Genomic DNA, 15,235 nt, shown 5'->3' with positions numbered 1-15,235 from the left:
GCCCGCGCAAGAGAGAAGACGAAGGAGCCCGCCTTGCCCACGCTTCGCGACTACATCAAAGCTGGCCGCGCCGAGATCAAGGCCGACCGGGTGATCCGCAACGGCAAGCTGGTCAATGTCGCCTCGGAGGAGATCTACCCCGCAGACATCGCCATCTATGGCGAGCGCATCATGGCGCTGGGCGACGTCACCCCCTATCTCGGCAAGGACACCGAGGTGATCGACGCCGCCGGCGCCTATCTCTGCCCCGGCATGATCGATGGGCACCTCCATGTCGAATGCTCGAAGATGTCGATCACCAGCTTCGCCAAGGCGGTGGTGCCGCTGGGCACCACGGCGATCGTCTCCGGCCTCGACCAGATCCTCGTGGCGGCGGGCAACGAGGGCGCGCGCGAATTCCTCGACGAGGCGGCGAAGAGTCCGCTCAAGGTCTTCTGGGGCGCGCCCTGCAAGACGCCCTACACGTTGCCCGTTTCCAATGTCGGCCATTATTTCGGGCCTGACGATCACCGCGCCACGCACCACTGGCCGGAATGCGTGGGCATCTGGGAAACGGTGCGCGAGTTCATCCAGGAGATGGACGAGAAGGTGCTCTCCGCCCTCGAAATCGCTCAGGCAAGCCGCCTGCCCGTGCTTGGTTGCAGCCCGATGGCGCGGGGCACGAAGCTTAATTCATATCTCCAGTCCGGCGTGCGCGCCGACCATGAAAGCTACACGGCCGACGAGTTCCTCGAGAAGCTGCGGAACGGCATGCATGTGGTGATCCGCGAATCCTCGATCTCGCATTTCCTCACCGAGAACCTGCGCATCGTCACCGAAATGGGCATCAAGGCCACGCGCCGCATCAGCTTCTGCACCGATGACGTGGTGGCGAGCGACATTCTGGTTCGCGGCCACCTCGACAACATGGTGAGGATGGCCATCGGCATCGGGATTTCGCCCATGGCGGCGATCCAGATGGCTACCATCAACGCGGCCGAGGCGCTGCGCATCGATCACAAGGTGGGCCTCATCGCGCCGGGCCGCTCCGCCGACATCCTGTTCGTCGACGACCTGCGCGACTTCCGCGTGAAGCGGGTGATGACCAATGGAAAGATGGTGGCCGAGAACGGCCGCATCCTTGGTCGCCTCGATCCGCCGCCGCGCTCCGACCGGCTGATGCGCACCTTCAAGGTCGATCCGGTGAAGCCGGAGGAACTCCTGGTGCACGGCAAGGGCGAGGGCGCCAAGGCCAAGGTCATGGCCATGGCGGTGACGCCGGAAAAGATCTTCGTGCGGAAGCGCCGCGACGTGACGCTGGCCGCGAAGGACGGCATCATCCTCGCCGACCCGGCGCAGGACGTGCAGTACGTGACCGTTGTCGAGCGCTACGGCCGCACCCGCAACCGCCCGGTTGCCTTCATCTCCGGCTTCGGCCTCAGGTCAGGCGCACTCGCCACGTCCACCGCACCGGATGACAACAACATCGTCTGCGTCGGCACCAATCCGGAGGACATGGCGGTGGCCATCAACCACATCATCGCCGGGAATGGCGGCCAGGTGGTGGTGGACAAGGGCAAGGTCACGAGCTTCCTGCCGCTGCCCATCGGCGGCATCGTCTCCGACCTCGAGCCGCAGGACATGGCACAGCGCGAAACCGAACTCGACGCTGCGGCGCGCGCGCTGGGCTGCGCCCTGCCCTGGCCCTTCATGTACATGTTCGTGCTGCAGATCACCGCCATTCCGGATTATGCCATCACCGATCTCGGCGCCATCGACTGCATCGACCTCAAGGTGGTCGATCCGGTCTATGCCCCGTTCTGAACGACACACAACAAGGAGGACACCATGCCTGGCAAGTTCACGACCGCGCTGTTCGGGGGCCTTTCGGCCCTCGTCCTGATGGCTGCCGCCGCGCAAGCGGAAAACCCCACCAAGGTGAAGATCGCCGGCGTGCTCTCCGCCGGCAAGGAAGCGCCGTGGGAGACCTCCTTCATCAACTCGATGAACCGGGTGATCGCGGCGCGGCCGCATGGCCTCGACGTCGAGGTCGAGTATACCGAGAACGTCTATGACAATGCCGAGCAGGTGTTCCGCACCTATGCCGAAACCGGCGAATACGACATCATCTTCGGCGACACCGCCTATGCCGATGCGATCGAGAAGGTGAAGGGCGACTTCCCCAACATCATGTTCGTCATGTCGGGCTCGGGCAACCGCGGGCTGGGCGACAATGCCTACTGGGTTTTCGTGCACGCCCATGAGCCAGCCTTCGTGATGGGCGAGATGGCGGGCAAGCTGACCAAGTCCAATGTCGTGGGTGCTGTCTCCACCTATCCGGCGGAAGACACCAACGACCAGCTCAATGCCTTCTTCGCCGGCGCCAAGTCGGTGAACCCGAACGTCAAGCAGAAGATCACCTATATCCAGTCCTGGTATGACCCGACCAAGGCCAACGAGGCCACCTCGGCGCAGATCGCGGCGGGCGCCGACATGATCTACCAGATGTCCGGCACCTTCGAGGTCTGCGAGCAGAAGGAGATCGGCTGCTTCGGCAATTATGTCGACATGTCGGCCTTCGCGCCGAAATCCGTGGTCGCCTCGGCCACCGTGAACTGGGATCCGCAGATCGACTGGGTGATCGACCAGTGGTGGAACGCCAAGACCACGGGTGCGAAGTTCGATGCGCCGAAGGACCCGAAGTGGTTCACCTGGAAGGAAGGTTCGGGCGATGTGGTGGTCGGCCAGGGCTGGGCGGCGAAGCTCCCCGAGGACGTCAAGAAGATGATGGACGACTCGATCGCCGCCATCAAGAGCGGTGCCAAGCAGGTGGAACTCGACCTCAGCGAAGTGAAGTCGGACTGACCGGCATTGTCCGCCACGCAAGGTGAGACACCGCGACTGGAGGTGCGGGGCCTGAGCAAACGCTACGGCCCCGTGCTCGCCAACGACGATATCTCGCTTGCCGTGGCACCGGCAGAGCTGCACTGCCTTCTCGGCGAAAACGGTGCGGGCAAGTCCACGCTGTCGGCCTGCATTTATGGCCTCGCCGTATCCGATATGGGCGAGATCCTCGTCGACGGCCAGCGCCTCGACCTGCGCAGCCCGGCGGATGCGATCGCCGCCGGCATCGGCATGGTGCACCAGCATTTCGTGCTGGTGCCGCGCTTCACCGTGCTCGAGAACATCGTGGTGGGTACCGGTTCCGGCCTCCGCCTCGACCTTGCAGCGGCACGCGGCCGCATCACCGATCTCTGCGCCAGGCTCCACCTCGACATCGACCTCGACCGCCGGGTCGACAGCCTCTCGGTGGGTGAGATGCAGTGGGTGGAGATCGTCAAGTCGCTCTACCTCGGCGCAAGGCTGCTGATCCTCGATGAGCCGACGGCGGTGCTCACCCCGCAGGAGTCCGAGCGCCTCTTCGCGCTCATCGCCGAGCTCAAGGGCTCGGGCATCGCGATCATCCTGATCACCCACAAGATGAACGAGGTGATGCGCTCCGACCGGGTGAGCGTCCTTCGCAAGGGCCGCCTCGTTGCCACGCTGACCACCGCCGACACGACGCGGGACGCGCTCACGGAGCTGATGGTGGGGCGCAGCGTGGCAACAATCGAGGCGCGCCACATTGCAGCCTCACAGGGCGCAAGCCTGTCGGTGCGCGGCCTCACGCTCTCCGCCCCGCGCGGCAGCCTCATCCAGGCAATCGACCTCGACGTGGCACCGGGCGAAATCCTCGGCATCGCCGGCGTGGCGGGCAACGGCCAGGATGAACTGCTCGAAACCATCGCCGGAATCCGCGCCCCGCGCGCCGGCACCATCACGCTGCGGGGTGAACCCATGTCCAGCCTCGGCGCGGCAGAGGTTGCAGGCCGCGGCGTGGGCCATGTGCCGAGCGATCGCTTCCGCGACGGCCTGGCACGCGATTTCACCATCGCCGAGAACCTGATACTGGGCCAGCAATGGCTCCGTCGCTGGCGCAAGGGCCCGCTGCTCGACCGCGCGGCGATGGCAGCCAACGGGCAAGACGCCATCGCGCGCTACGCCATTGCCACGACAGGTCCGGAGCAGCCGAGTGGGCGCCTCTCCGGCGGCAATGCGCAGAAGGTGATCATCGCGCGCGAATTCGCCAAGGCGCAGCATTTGCTGCTGCTGAACCAGCCGACGCGTGGCGTCGATGTGGGCGCCATCGAATTCATTCACGCGGAAGTGCTGGCCAAGCGTGACCAGGGCTGCGCCGTCATTCTCGTCAGCGAGGAGCTCGACGATCTCTTTGCCTTGAGCGACCGCATCATCGTGATGTTCCGCAACGAGGTGATGGGCGAAGTCCGGCGCGGCGCCTTCGACAAGACGGCGATCGGCCGCCTGATGGCCGGGGCGCGCGCCGCATGAGGATGCTGGAGCATCTGGGCTGGCGCGTGGTGCGCGCTGATGCCAGCCCTGCCCGCACCGCAGTCTGGGTCAGCGCATCGTTGCTGCTGGCGGTGCTGCTCAGCGCCCTGCTGTTCGAGGCCGCAGGCGCCAGCCCCGCCGCTGCCTTTGCGGCCCTGCTCAAGGGCGCCTTCGGCTCCTGGCGCACGGCATCCGAAACACTGGTGGCGGCGACGCCCTTGATCTTCACCGGATTGGCGACCGCGGTGGCCTTCCGCGCCCGCATCTGGAACATCGGGGCGGAGGGCCAGGTCTTCGCCGGTGCGATGTTCGCCTACTGGTGCCAGCACGGGCTGGCGGGCTTTTCGCCCGCGATCCAGCTTCCCGTCATCGTGCTCGGCGGCCTTGCCGGCGGCGGGCTTTATGCGGGCCTCGCCGCTATCCTGAAGACGCGCTTCAACGTCGATGAGGTGATCTCCACGGTGATGCTCAACTACATCATCGTCTATGCCCTCTCGCTTCTCCTGCTGCAGGGACCGTGGAGCGAGCCCGGCGCCTTCTTCGAACAGTCGGCGAAGATGGATCCCGGCAGCCTGCTGCCGCTGCTCTCGGGTGGCTCGCGGCTTCATGCGGGCTTCCTGCTGGCAGTGGCGGCAGCGGCCGTCGTGCAGGTGATCATGACGCGCACCCCGGTGGGCTACGAGATCCGCGCCGCGGGTTCTAACCTCCGGGCGCTCAAAGTGCAGGGCACCAGCCCGGCCCGCGTCATCCTCATGGTGATGATGATTTCGGGGGCCCTTGCCGGGCTCGCCGGCGTGGCGCAGGTCTATGGCGTGCACTACCGGCTCAAGGCGGGCGCCCTGACCGGCTACGGCTATACCGGCATCATCGTCGCCATTCTCGGGCAGCTGAAGCCCTGGGGCGTCGTGGCGGCGGCCATCGTGTTCGGGGCGCTGGTCACCGGCGCCACCTTCATGCAGGTGAAGACCGGCGTGCCGTCGGCCCTCATCTATGCCGTCGAGGCGATCCTGCTGCTGTGCTATCTGGCGGGCTGGGCGGCGGCGCGCTTCCGGCTGAAACGGGTGGCCCATGCTGGCTGACCTGTTCCAGACCACCGTCATCGTCAGCCTGCTCGCCGCCACGGTGCGGATCGCGACGCCCTTGCTGCTCGCCGCCATCGGTGAACTGGTGGCGGAACGCAGTGGCGTCTACAACATGGGCCTCGAGGGCACCATGCTGATGGGCGCGCTCACCGCCTATCTCGCGGCGGACGCCAGCGGCAGCCTGTGGGTGGGCGTTTTCGCGGCGCTGACGACCGGCGCGCTGATGAGCCTGCTCTTTGCTTTCCTGGTCATCACGCTGCAGGTTGAGCAGATCGTCACCGGGCTGGCCATGAACCTGCTGGGCTCCGGCCTCTCGGTCTACTGGCTGCGCGCCGCCTTCAAGGGCCAGAGCCAGATCCCGGCCACGCCGATCTTCGACAATGTGCCGATCCCCTTCCTCAGCGAGCTCCCCGTCATCGGCCCCGTGCTGTTCGACCAGAAGGCACTCACCTATCTGGCGTTGCTTTCGGTGCCCGCGGTGTGGTGGTTCCTCTATCGCACCAGGCCCGGGCTCGACCTGCGCTGCGCCGGCGAGAACCCCAGGGCGCTGGACATCAAGGGCCTGTCCATCGCCGCCCGGCAATATGGCGCGGTGGTGTTCGGCGGTGCCATGGCGGCGCTGGGCGGCGCCTTCCTCACGGTGGCCTCGGCCTCGCGCTTCGCGCCGGAAATGACCAATGGCCGCGGCTGGCTCGCGATCGTCATCGTCATCGCCGGCATGTGGCGGCCGGTACCCATCCTCGTCGCCACGCTGGTCTTCTCCTTCCTCGATGCGCTGCAGCTGCAGATCCAGGGCATCGGCATCGCCATCCCCTACCAGCTCATGCTGGCGCTCCCCTATGTGGTGGCGATCCTGGCGCTGGCCGTGCGCCGCCGCCATGCCGGGGCGCCAGCGATGCTCGGCGTCAGTTACAGGCGCGAGTGACCCAGCTTCCGAAATGCAAGACGGCCGCCCCGGGGGAGCGGCCGCCTCGTCATGCAGGTTTCAGCGTTACTTGCTGGCGAGATAGTCGACCGGGATCGGCTCCGAAATCGTCCACTCGTCCACCACCTTGGCCTTGCCGTTGTCAACCTCGGTGATCAGGTAGCGGCCCTTGTTCTGGTGGTGCAGGTCGGCGGTGAAGGTGCGCGGCCCGAAGAGTGTCGGCTCGTCCTTCATCTTCTCGAGCTCGGCCACGACCGCATCGGCATCGGTCGAGCCGGCGCGCTCCACGGCCTTGGCCCAGACGTCGATCATCACGTAGCCGGGATAGACATACTGGCTCGAGGGATCGCCACCGGTCGCGGCCTTGTACTTGGCGTTGAACTCGTTGACCTTCGGGTTCGGGTCATCGCCATGCACCGAGCCCTGGTCAGGCACGAAGAAGTTGGAGAGTTCCGGCGTGGCCGAGAGCCAGTAGCTGCCGGACATGCCGGAGCCGTTGAGGATCATCGACTTGATGCCGGCAGCCCGGATCTGCTTCACGGCCGAGACGCCGCCCGGCATCATGGTGCAGAGCATGATGGCGTCCGGCTCCTGCGGCAGGCTCTTGATGCGGGTGATCTGCGCGGCGATCGAGGCATCGTCGTTCTTGAACGTGTCCTCGCCGACGAGCTTCGCGTCCTTCAGCTTCGGCAACTCCCAGTCGAAGCCGTCGCAGATGCCCTTGTTGTACTCGGTCCAGGTGTCGAGCAGGCGATAGAAGGTGCGGGCGTTCTTCTTGGTATAGGCCCATTCCGCCATGGTGGCGCCCTGCACGGCCGCCAAGACCGAGGCCGAGAAGGAATGCGGACCCACGCCCTGGATGCCGGCCTTGATCGACTCGGCGCAGAGGAAGAAGGACACCTTGCCCGCCGCTTCCGCGGCAAGCGCCGCCGGTGCGCCGAAGTCGTAGTCGCAGGACACGACCACCAGGTCGGCGCCCTTGTCGATCACCTCGAGACCGGCCTTGGCGCCCTCGGCGCGGTCGGTCTTGGTGTCGGCGGCGACAAACTCGATCTGCTTGCCGAGCAGGCCACCGGCCTTGTTGATCTCGTCGATGCGGATCTTGGCCGCATCCTCGGCCGGCTTGTCATAGGCCTGCATGAAGCCAGACTGGGCCGTGGCGAAGCCGACGATGATCTTGTCGTCATCCGCCATGGCCATTGGCGCTGCGAGCATCAGCGCGCCGAGCGCTGCGCCCATTCCTACTTGCAGAAAGCTCTTCATTGACGTCCTCCTCTTGAGTTTATGCAGTCTTCCCATCCGCCGGGGCAGCTGGCCTGCCCTTCGGCGAAAGCTTGCGCGACGGCCACACCAGCTCACGGTTCTTGGTGAGGCCGGAGGGCCGGTACATCAGGATCACGATCATGACGACACCGATGGCGATTTCCTGCACGCCCAGCGGCAGGGCGAAGCTGGTGCCGCCGACGTCAACCCCCTTCTCCATCCAGCGCAGGAGCTGGATGATGATGGAGAGGATAACGACACCCAGCACCGCGCCGGACAGCGAATTCATGCCGCCGACCACGAGCATCGACAGGGTGATGAAGGTGAGACCGAGATAGAAGGTGTCGGGTGTCACGACGCCGACGGAGTGCGCGAAGAGCGCGCCGCCCAACCCCATGATGCCGCCCGAAATCGTGAAGGCGATGAGCCGCTCGCGCGGAATGTTGACGCCCGAGGCGGCCGCTGCCGTCGCCTCGTCGCGTGCTGCCCGCAGGGCGAGGCCGGAGCGCGAGATCTGGTGGGCATAGGCCACCAGCACGACCACGATTGCGCAGAGGAAATAGGGCCAGACCACGCGCACGATGGGAATGCCGACGACCGAGCTTTGCGCGCCCGTCACGCTGTCCCAGTTGGAATAGACCTGGATGATGACGGCCAGCACCGCGAAGGTGGCGATCGACGCCGCGATGCCGGACAGCCGCATCAGCACCTTGCCGACGATGTAGGCGGCAAGCGCTGCGAAGATCACCGCCGCCAGCAGGCCCCAGCCATAGGCCAACTTGTTGTTGAGGATGATGTCCGGCAGGCCCTTGAGCTTCGACTTCTTGATGGCGGGCAGCATGGTGAGCCAGGCCGTCATGTAGGCACCCAGGCAGGTGAAGCCGATATGGCCGAAGCTGATGACGCCGGAGTTGCCGATGAAGACGTAGAGACCCACCACCAGCACGACACGGATGAAGATCTCGATGATGGTCTGGTTGAAAGGCCCGGAGCCGACGGCCAGGGCCGCGACCTGCAAGGCAGCGAGAATGACGATCAGGATGACCGGAGTGGACCAGGTGCGGGCGAGGATCGAGGGGCGGTCGGCCATGATCACACCCTCTGTTTCGCGGCCTTGGAGGCGAACAATCCGTTCGGCCGCCAGATGAGCATGGCGATGACCGCGCCATAGACGAAGGCATCGCGGAAAGGCCGCGCGTCGGGCGGCAGCACCACCTGCATGATGACGGTGGCGGCGCCAATGAGATAGCCCGCCAGCACCGCGCCCGGCAGGCTGCCCAGGCCGCCGATGACGGTGGCGACGAAGGCCACCAGCATGAGGTTGGCACCCATGTTGATGTCGACCGTGCCGGTCTGGGTGACGAGGATGAGGCCGACGGCGGCCGCCAGCATGCCCGACACCGCGAAGGCCAGCATGATGACGCGGTTGGCGCGCACGCCCAGCATGCGCGCCATGGTGAAGTTCTCCGCCGCTGCCCGCATCTCGAGGCCAAAGCGCGTGCGCTTCAGGAAGGCTGTGAGGGCGATCAGGATGACGATGGTGACGCCGATGGTGATGACCTGCAGCGGCGGGATGCGCGCCCCCGCGATCTCGATCTGCTGGGTGAGGTTGGACCACAGGTCGATGGACTTCGGCCGGCTCGAATAGAGCATCAGCAGGAAATACTTGATGACGAAGCCCAGTGCGAAGGAGGCGATCATCATGGTGGCCGGATTGGCATTGCGGAAGCGGCGAAACACCACGATTTCGGAGAGCACCGACAGCCCCGCCCCCACAGCGAGGATGAAGGGGATGAGGAGGTAGGTAGGCAGGTTGCCCGCAAAGACGATGGCCGCCGCGTCGATTGACGGCCACAGCATGGCGAAGACGCAGAAGGCGATGTAGTCGCCATGGGCGAAGTTGACGAGCCGCATGACGCCGAAGATCAGTGCGATGCCAAGCGCGCCCAGCGCATAGAGGCTGCCGAGGCTGAGTGCATCGAAGAGGACCTGCAGCAGCGCCGTCATCTCAATGCTCCCCATAGCCGAAATAGGCCTGGCGTAGTGCCTCGCCCTTGACCAGCTCGCGCGCGTCGCCTTCGAGCGCCACCTCGCCGGAGCGCATCAGCACCATGCGCCCGCCGGTGAGGCTGGCCCGCGTCGCACTCTGCTCGACGATCAGCAGCGTGAGGCCGCGGCTGTCGCGCAGGCGGATCAAGGTTGCATAGACGTCGTCGATCACCTTGGGCGCCAGGCCCAGCGACGGTTCGTCGATGGCGATGAGGCGCGGCCCGGCCATCAGCGCACGGCCGATGACCAGCATCTGCTGCTGGCCGCCCGACAGGACGCCCGCCTGCTGGTCCTTGCGGTCCTTGAGGATCGGGAAAACGGCGTAGACCTGCTCGAGGTCCTTCGCCACCTGGTCCTTGTCAGCGCGCATGCCGGTGCCCAGCCGCAGGTTCTCCTCGATGGTGAGGCCGCCAAACACCTCGCGGCCTTCCGGCACCATGGAAAAGCCGAGGCGCGCGATATCCTCGGGCGCCCTGCCGGCGATGTGCTGGCCGGCGAACTGGATGAAGCCCTCGCGCGGCGTGACGACGCCGGCGATGGCCTTGAGCAGCGTCGACTTGCCCGCACCATTGGGGCCGGTGACGAACAGCGTCTCGCCCTCGTCCACCTTGATCGAGGCCTTGCGCAGTGCGGTGAGCTGGCCGTAGCGCACGGAAATATTCTCGACGGCGAGGAGGCTCACAGCACCGCTCCTTCCGCCTCGGCCTGGGTGCCCATGTAGGCATGGCGCACGCGCTCCGAGGCCTTGATGGCGGCGGGTGGACCCACCTCGATCACCTCGCCCGAATCGAGCACGTGGATATGGTCGCAGATGGTGAGCACCAGCCCGATATTGTGTTCGATGAGCAGCACGCCGCATTTCACCTCTGCGATGATGCTGCGGATCAGCTGGGCGAGGTCATTCGCCTCCTCCGCCGACATGCCGGCTGCGGGCTCGTCGAGCAGGAGGTATTTCGGTTCCAGCATCAGGGCGCGGCCGATGGCGACGCGGCGCTCATCCGTATAGGGGAGCCCACCCGCGGTGCGCTCGGCCAAATGCGAGATGCCGATCCAGTCCAGCATCTCGTCGGCCTTCTTCGCGGCCTCGCGGCGGGAAAGGCCGAGGCCCACACCCGTCACTTCCAGATTGTCGAGCACCGAGAGGTCGGAGAACAGCCGGCCCGACTGGAAGGTGCGGGCGATCCCCTTCTGCCGGACCTTGTAGGGCGGTACGCCGGCGATGCTCTCGCCGTCGAGGCTCACCGTGCCATCGGTCGGCTTCTGGAAGCCGGTCAATACATTGACCAGCGTGGTCTTGCCCGCGCCATTGGGGCCGATCAGGCCCGTCACCGTCTCGCGCGGCACGTCGAGGGTCACATGCGAGAGGGCGCGCAGCCCCTCGAAGGCGACCGAGACATCCGTTGCTGAAAGCGACTGGGCCATGACCCTCCGTTATCTTTTCTTGCGCGTGATGACGTAGGAGCCGCTGGCATCGAGCGTCGCGGTCCAGCCCGGCTCGATGACGATGGTGGTCGTCACCTCCTCGATGATGGCAGGGCCGGCGATGCTCGCGCCCGCCCCCAGTCTGGCACCATCATAGATCGGAGTCTTGGTCGATTTTCCGGAGGCCTCGAAGATCGCCTTGCGATGGCCCTTCAGCGCCTTGGAGACCGGAATGCCCTTCTTCAGCTTCGGCGCCTTCGGCTTGTCGATACGGCCATAAAGCGTGGACTCGATATTGACGACCTCCACCGCATTGTGGCGCTCGGAGTATGTGTAGAGTTCCTCGTGGCGGCGGTGGAAGGCATCCTTCACCTTCTCGATGGTCTTCTCGTTGATCGGGAAGGTGCCGATGTCGACCGTGCATTCATGCACCTGGCCGACATAGCGCATGTCGAGGCTGCGCTTCACGTCGATCTGGCCCTGCTTGAAGCCGTCGGTCTTGAGATGCGCCACGCCCTGCTTCTCGATCTCGCCGAACAGCGTGTCGATGCGCTTGTAGGCCGCGGCATTGTCGAGCCGCAAAGGAGCGGTGGCCATGTAGTTGTATTTCACGTCGGAGATGATCTGGCCGAAGGCGCAGAGTCCGGAGGCGAGCTTGGGGAGGATGATGGTGTCGATCCCCATCTCACGCGCGAGTGCGGTGATGTGGGCCGCGGTGGCGCCGCCCGCCCCCACCAGCACGAAGTCACGCGGGTCATAGCCGCGCTCCACCGAGACGCGGCGGATGCCGTTCACCATGTTGTTGTTGACGATGGTGTACATGCCATAGGCCGCGCGCTCGACCGAGATGCCGAGCTTGTCCGCAACCCTGGTCTTGATGGCCTTCTTCGCCTTCTCGAGGTCGAGCGGCAGCTTGCCGCCCAGCAGGCCATCGGGATTGAGATAGCCCAGCACGAGGTTCGCGTCCGACGTCGTCGGCTCCGTGCCGCCCTGGCCGTAGCAGGCGGGGCCGGGCTCGGAGCCTGCCGACTGCGGGCCAACCTGGATGAGGCCCAGCGAGTCGATCCAGCCGATTGACCCGCCGCCCGCGCCCAGCGTCTCCACCTGGATCATCGGCACGCCGATGCGATAGCGCAGGAAGTCGATGTTCTTGTTGAGGTTAGTCTGGCCGTCCTTGGTCAGCGTGATGTCGAAGGAGGTGCCGCCCATGTCCACCGTGATCACGTTCTTCTTCTTGAACGGGGCGGAGACATAGAGGCCCGCCTGCGGCGCCGAGGCAGGGCCTGAGTTGATGGCATAGACCGAACGGTCCGTCATCGCCTGGCCGATGGCAAGGCCGCCATTGGACTGGAAGTAGCGCACCGGCTGCTTCGCACCCAGCGAGCGGAAATAGGCATCCACCGCCTTCACGTATTTCCGCATCACGGGAGCCAGATAGGCATTCACCACTGCCGTCGAGGTGCGGGTATACTCGCGCACCTGCGGATAGAGCTCCGAGCCCACGGTGAGGATCGCATCGGGCAGCATCTTGCGCACGATCTCCGCCGCGCGCCGTTCATGCTCCGGGTTCAGCACCGACCAGACGAAAGAGATGGCAACCGTTTCAACGCCTTCCTTGGCGAAGAGCTCGCAGGCGGCGCGGACATCCGCCTCCTCCATCCTGACGCGCACCGAGCCATCTGACAGCACGCGCTCGCGCACGCCCTTGCGGAGGTAGCGCGGCACCAACATGGTTGCGGCGGGATATTCCGGGTCATAGCGGAAGCCGTCTTCCTTGTGGCCGTTGCGGATCTCGATCGAGTCCTCGTGGCCCGCGGTGCAGATCAGACCCGTCTTGCCGCCGCGGTGCGTGATCAGCGCATTGAGGCCCACGGTGGTGCCGTTGATGCAGAGATCACAGTCGGAGACGAGGTCGGCCGGCGTGATGCCGAAATCATCCGCGATCAGCTTCAAGCCATTCTCGATGGCCTTGGTGGGGTCAGACGGCGTCGAGAGTGCCTTGAACAGCTTGACGTCGCCCGTGTTGCGGTTGGCGACGACGAAATCGGTGAAGGTGCCGCCGGCATCGATGCCGAGACGATAGGTGGTGCGCATGTCCGTTCTCCCTCTCTCGCTTACGCCGCCGACCGCAGCCGCCGGGTGGCGGCCACGTCGACATCGAGGGTTTCGGGGTTCGAGATCACCACGCCATAGTCATCCCTGGCGCCCTTGATCGAGACGAGGCCGTTCTTGACGTCCCACACCACCTTTTCGATGGGGCGTTCATAGGGGTTGCCGTAACCGCCGCCTCCCGGGTTCATGTTGGTGACGGTTTCGCCCGGCTTGATGGTCTCCATGATGTTGGTGCGCTTGACTTCCGCCTTGCCGCCGCGCGTCAGCTTCACGCGGCCGACCTTGGAATCGACGTCCGTCGACTTGGCCCCTGCCGCTCCCATGGCCGGAATGCGGCGGCCCTCGCCGAAGCCGATGCAGAGCATTTCCTTGTCCAGGGGCTCCACCTCCCAGGCCGTGCCGGAGCCGCCGCGGAACTTTCCCGCACCGCCCGAGTCGGTCATCAATGAGTATTTGTGGATGATGATCGGGTAGGAATATTCGAGCAGCTCGACGTCACCCGAAGTCAGCGCGCCGAAGCAGCATTCGGGGCCGACCGCATGCCAGCCATCCTGCTGCGGCGTGGCGCCGCCGCCCGAGATGATGGTGGCCAGTACCATGGTCACGAATTCCTCGTTGGTGCGCGAGTCCCAGCCGGCGATGTTGAGGCCATTGGCATGGCCCCAGCTGGCCGCCACCTTGGAGGGCATGGCCTTCTCGAAGGCAAGGCGCACCGCGTCGGTCAAGGTTTCCATCGGCGTCGTGGTGCAGTTCATGTGCGGGGCCGGCTCCTGCGCATTGCAGATCGTGCCCTTGGGGCCGAAATCGACCGAGACGCAGCGGTAGAGACCCTCGTTGTAGGGTGGCGGCAGGGCCGCGAACATCATGAGGCCGAGATAGACGCCGGAATGCGAATTGCCCTCGTAGGAATTGATGAAATAGGGAATCTGCGGCGGCGACGTGATGGCGATGTGGCAGGAATCGCCCTTGATCGTCACCTTGGCTTTGATCTCGAAATCGCCGAAGCCGTGGCCCGCATCCTCGAGGATGGCAACGCCTTCATAGGTGCCGTCGGGAACGGTCTTGATCAGGCCGCGCATGTGGCGGTCGGCCATGTCGAGAAGCTCGTTGATGCAGGCATCGACGGTGGGCTGGCCATATTTGTCGAGCATGGCGATGAGGTTGCGCTCGCCCACCTGGCAGGCGCCGATCAGGGCGTTGAAGTCGCCCTCCTGGTCGCGCCGCGCGCGCATGTTGGTGAGGATCATGTTGAGCACGTCGTGGCGCGGCTTGCCGCGATCCCAGATCTTCACCGGCGGAATGCGCAGGCACTCGGCATAGATCTCCTTGGCATTGGGATTGTAACCTGCGGGCACCGGGCCGCCGATGTCGGTCAGGTGGCCCTTGCAGACCGTCCAGTAGACGAGCTTGCCCTTGTAGAAGACCGGCTTGTACATGCAGGTGTCGATGGCATGGCTGCCGCCGAAGGCCGGGTCGTTGTGGAGGATCAGGTCGCCCTCGTGGATGTCGCCCTCGAAGAACTTGGCGACCGACTTCATGGCGGGGATGAGCGAGCCGAGATGGATCGGAATGTCCTGGCCCTGCAGGATCATCTCCGGCTTCGCGTTGAACAGCGCCGTCGAATAGTCATGCGCCAGGTTGAACACCGAGGAGCGCGCTGTCTTTTCGAGCGACAGGGTCATCTCGCGCTGGGTCGTCTCCAGCACGCCGCGGACCACCGAGAGGGTGATGGGGTCCACCTTCACCGCCCTGCGCGCGGGCTTCCTTGCCGGCTTCTTCGCTGCCTTTTTCGCTGCCTTTTTCGCTACCTGGGCCATCATGCTGTCCTCGCTGTTGCGGGGAGCGCAAGATTGCGCGCAAGGGGCAGCGGACCCTGACCGAGCCTGACCCTCCCCTTTGCGGTGTCTTGCGCACCTTTCCGAGCTTGGACCTTATGTGGCTTTCCGGCCTCCCGTCTTTGCAGGGCCGGAACGCTCATTTGATTTCTGGCGCACAGGCTGCGGAACCGGTTGCG

12 protein-coding genes are annotated in these 15,235 nt (G+C 65.3%); 5 read left to right on the top strand and 7 right to left on the bottom strand.

The annotated features are described in order from the left end of the window. Positions 1 to 33 precede the first annotated feature (33 nt). From DK847_RS09600 to DK847_RS09580, 5 genes are read left to right on the top strand one after another with little or no spacing between them, the layout of a single operon-like run. On the top strand, positions 34 to 1,803 hold the full coding sequence (locus DK847_RS09600; RefSeq protein WP_111198077.1) for an adenine deaminase: 1,770 nt from the start codon (positions 34 to 36) through the stop codon (positions 1,801 to 1,803). A gap of 24 nt (positions 1,804 to 1,827) precedes the next feature. Continuing rightward, positions 1,828 to 2,844, top strand: coding sequence for a BMP family ABC transporter substrate-binding protein (locus DK847_RS09595; protein ID WP_111198075.1), 1,017 nt, complete (start codon positions 1,828 to 1,830; stop codon positions 2,842 to 2,844). A gap of 6 nt (positions 2,845 to 2,850) precedes the next feature. After that, positions 2,851 to 4,368: an ABC transporter ATP-binding protein gene (locus DK847_RS09590; RefSeq protein ID WP_111198074.1), complete on the top strand. Its 1,518-nt coding sequence runs from the start codon at positions 2,851 to 2,853 to the stop codon at positions 4,366 to 4,368. Then, a complete protein-coding gene (locus DK847_RS09585; protein ID WP_111198072.1) occupies positions 4,365 to 5,447 on the top strand; it encodes an ABC transporter permease in 1,083 nt (360 codons plus the stop codon). Before DK847_RS09590 ends, DK847_RS09585 begins: the two co-directional genes overlap by 4 nt. After that, positions 5,437 to 6,375 (top strand): ABC transporter permease, encoded by a 939-nt coding sequence (locus DK847_RS09580; protein WP_204508289.1) that lies wholly within the window; start codon positions 5,437 to 5,439, stop codon positions 6,373 to 6,375. Before DK847_RS09585 ends, DK847_RS09580 begins: the two co-directional genes overlap by 11 nt. A 66-nt stretch (positions 6,376 to 6,441) precedes the next feature. On the opposite strand, the gene DK847_RS09575 is transcribed toward DK847_RS09580, so the two are convergent. The 7 genes from DK847_RS09575 to capB are packed head-to-tail and all read right to left on the bottom strand — an operon-like array spanning position 6,442 to position 15,041. Continuing rightward, positions 6,442 to 7,638 carry an ABC transporter substrate-binding protein gene (locus DK847_RS09575; protein WP_245414574.1) on the bottom strand — a complete coding sequence of 399 codons (1,197 nt, stop codon included), beginning with the start codon at positions 7,636 to 7,638 and terminating at the stop codon, positions 6,442 to 6,444. 19 nt (positions 7,639 to 7,657) lie between these two features. Beyond that, positions 7,658 to 8,728, bottom strand: a complete 1,071-nt coding sequence (locus tag DK847_RS09570) for a branched-chain amino acid ABC transporter permease (RefSeq protein WP_111198068.1) — start codon at positions 8,726 to 8,728, stop codon at positions 7,658 to 7,660. Positions 8,729 to 8,730: 2 nt separating this feature from the next. Beyond that, entirely contained in the window at positions 8,731 to 9,645 is a 915-nt protein-coding gene (locus DK847_RS09565) for a branched-chain amino acid ABC transporter permease (RefSeq protein WP_161957214.1), read from the bottom strand. Position 9,646: 1 nt separating this feature from the next. Beyond that, positions 9,647 to 10,369 carry an ABC transporter ATP-binding protein gene (locus tag DK847_RS09560; protein WP_111198067.1) on the bottom strand — a complete coding sequence of 241 codons (723 nt, stop codon included), beginning with the start codon at positions 10,367 to 10,369 and terminating at the stop codon, positions 9,647 to 9,649. Beyond that, positions 10,366 to 11,109, bottom strand: a complete 744-nt coding sequence (locus DK847_RS09555) for an ABC transporter ATP-binding protein (RefSeq protein ID WP_111198065.1) — start codon at positions 11,107 to 11,109, stop codon at positions 10,366 to 10,368. The genes DK847_RS09560 and DK847_RS09555 overlap by 4 nt, the downstream gene beginning before the upstream one ends. A 9-nt stretch (positions 11,110 to 11,118) precedes the next feature. Further along, positions 11,119 to 13,203, bottom strand: coding sequence for a caprolactamase subunit alpha (gene capA / locus DK847_RS09550; RefSeq protein ID WP_111198063.1), 2,085 nt, complete (start codon positions 13,201 to 13,203; stop codon positions 11,119 to 11,121). Positions 13,204 to 13,223: 20 nt separating this feature from the next. After that, a complete protein-coding gene (gene capB / locus DK847_RS09545) occupies positions 13,224 to 15,041 on the bottom strand; it encodes a caprolactamase subunit beta (protein WP_245414573.1) in 1,818 nt (605 codons plus the stop codon). Positions 15,042 to 15,235 lie beyond the last annotated feature (194 nt).

This window comes from Aestuariivirga litoralis, from assembly GCF_003234965.1.
In the GTDB taxonomy this organism is placed as follows: Bacteria; Pseudomonadota; Alphaproteobacteria; order Rhizobiales; family Aestuariivirgaceae; genus Aestuariivirga; species Aestuariivirga litoralis.
The sequence above is the reverse complement of the archived record's forward strand: the minus strand, read 5'-3'. Positions and strand labels throughout refer to the sequence as shown.